Raw genomic sequence first — 2,099 nt, 5'->3', positions numbered from 1 at the left:
AGATCCGCCGGGCGGCCGAACTGGCCGGCTTCGACGTCGAGCGGGTCACCCTCACCGTCCGAACAGATCGGAGCCTTTCATGAGCCGAGCTTGGATCCTGGGCCTCTGTGTCGCGGCGACGGCCGCCATGGTCTCGGCCGGGCCCGCATGGGCGTGGGGCGATGAGGGGCACGAAATTATCGCGCTGATCGCCCGTGATCACCTCGCCCCGCCTGTGCGGGCCCGCGTCGACCAGCTGCTGGCGGAGGATCGGGATCCGCTCACAGCGCCTGACATGGCGGCCCGGTCGACCTGGGCGGACAGGTGGCGGTCGACCCATCCGGAGACGGCCGGCTGGCACTATGTCGACCTCGAGCTCAACAGGCCCGACTTCTATGCGGCATGCAAACGAAGCGGCGCGAGCTGCATCGTGGACAAGCTCAACCTGTTCGAATCTGAGCTGGCGAACAGCCGGCTCTCCGACTGGCAACGGGTGTTCGCGCTCAAGATGGTGCTGCATCTGGTCGGCGACCTGCATCAGCCGCTGCACGCCGCCGACTCCCACGATCGTGGCGGCAACTGCGAGCGGGTCCGCTACACCTCGGCCCTAATGCACGTCCGTCTCGGCCCCGCGAAAGTGACGAGCCTCCACGCCTATTGGGACGGCGTGCCCGTCGCGGAGATGGGACGGGATCCGCAGGCGGTGGCGACCGCCCTCGAGCGCAACATCACGCCGGCGCAGGTGTCGGCCTGGTCGCGCGGCAAGACCGAGGACTGGGCGTTGGAGAGTTTTCGGGTCGCGCGGAGCGCTGTCTACAGCTACGGCGGCCCGTTGGCCTGCGTCCCAGGCGAAGCGACGCCGCTTTCGGGCGCTTATCAGGACCAAGCGAAGGCGGTCACCGCCCAGCAGCTCAGCCGGGCGGGGATCCGGCTCGCGACGGTGCTCAACCGCGCCCTCTCGGCCGGCCGCTAACCGTCAGATGAAGGGAGTTTCTGACGACAGTTCCGCGGCCGGACCGGGAGCTCATTGGCCCTTTGGATCAGACACGCGCGTGATCGCGACGTCGCTCGAGACGCAGGGCGTTCAGTTTTGGCACCGGCGTGGCGCGTCGAGACTGCATCCACGTCAGCCCGGTGATGACCGTGTGGTCGCCGTAGCGGGCGGCGGCCTCGTCGTCGGCCTCGAACTCTCTCTTCGCCTCGCCGCGCGTGATCCACAGGACCGCGACGATCAAGACCAGGCAGATCGGGGCAAGGTGGAAGGCGGGCGGCAGCATCCGGCCAAGGAGCACGGCCGCGAGCACACCGAGCCAGTAGAGCACCTGGCCGTTCGTGTGATGGCGGTCGATGTGACCGAGCTCGTGGCCGAGAATGTATCTGCGCACCGGCTCAGGCGCGCCGACCAGGCCCGGCCCGATTGCGATGACGTTGAAGTAGGCAAAGGCCGCATGCCGGCCCGGCCACCAATCCGGGAGGAAGAACAGGACAGGGCGAAGCCCCCGCCGGTCGCCGACGAGCGGCGCGAATTCATTGCGCCACGCTGTCTTCAGCCGCTCGGTCATCGTCGCGCTCGCCGGAGTTGATTTCGACATATCGCGCTTGTCACGCCTGGGTTCAACGTCGCGGGCGCGATCATCGCCACGTCGGACGACATCTTCGAGGAAAGCAGTTAAATTCAACCCGCCATTTGTATTGGTTGATAGACCCGGACCCAAGCCGTGATAAAGTTCTCAGCAACTTGAGGGAAGTTGGCCATGTGGTGGTTACTCCTACTTGCCTTACCCTTTGTTTTATCACGGCCGCGCCGAAGGCGATCGGCTGCCCCGTGGCTGATGCTTGGTGCGGTCATGCGGCTTTCGCGTGGACCGAGGTTGCCACCTCCCGCTCCACTTCACCGCCGCTGGTAGCGGCTCGCGATGTTCGACACCTTCAAGCGCCGCGAAGCCAACCGCCGGGAGAGCCGGCGCAGTTATCTGTCGCTTTGCCGGGCCAAGGGCCTGCCGCCGGAAGCCGAGCTCCTCGAGATGCTCTCGTGGTGGCGCTTCCATGGACTGCCTGAAAGGCCGCGCCCTGCGGGGCGCCGCGACCAGAGTGCAGCGGGCGAAAGAACTCCGTTGGGT

Annotated in this window: 3 protein-coding genes; 2 read left to right on the top strand and 1 reads right to left on the bottom strand. The window is 66.7% G+C overall.

The annotated features are described in order from the left end of the window. Positions 1 to 79 precede the first annotated feature (79 nt). Positions 80 to 952, top strand: coding sequence for a S1/P1 nuclease (locus VJS38_RS02415; protein ID WP_324086556.1), 873 nt, complete (start codon positions 80 to 82; stop codon positions 950 to 952). A gap of 67 nt (positions 953 to 1,019) precedes the next feature. On the opposite strand, the gene VJS38_RS02410 is transcribed toward VJS38_RS02415, so the two are convergent. Beyond that, positions 1,020 to 1,541 (bottom strand): M48 family metalloprotease, encoded by a 522-nt coding sequence (locus VJS38_RS02410; RefSeq protein ID WP_324086555.1) that lies wholly within the window; start codon positions 1,539 to 1,541, stop codon positions 1,020 to 1,022. A 354-nt stretch (positions 1,542 to 1,895) separates the two neighbouring features. Here VJS38_RS02410 and VJS38_RS02405 point away from each other — a divergent pair. After that, positions 1,896 to 2,099 (top strand): hypothetical protein (locus VJS38_RS02405; RefSeq protein WP_324086554.1); only part of this gene is annotated, 204 nt, incomplete at its 3' end.

The sequence above is a fragment of the Phenylobacterium sp. genome, assembly GCF_035276905.1.
In the GTDB taxonomy this organism is placed as follows: domain Bacteria; phylum Pseudomonadota; class Alphaproteobacteria; order Caulobacterales; family Caulobacteraceae; genus Phenylobacterium.
Note: the sequence above shows the minus strand (reverse complement) of the source record. Positions and strands in the feature narration are given on the sequence as shown.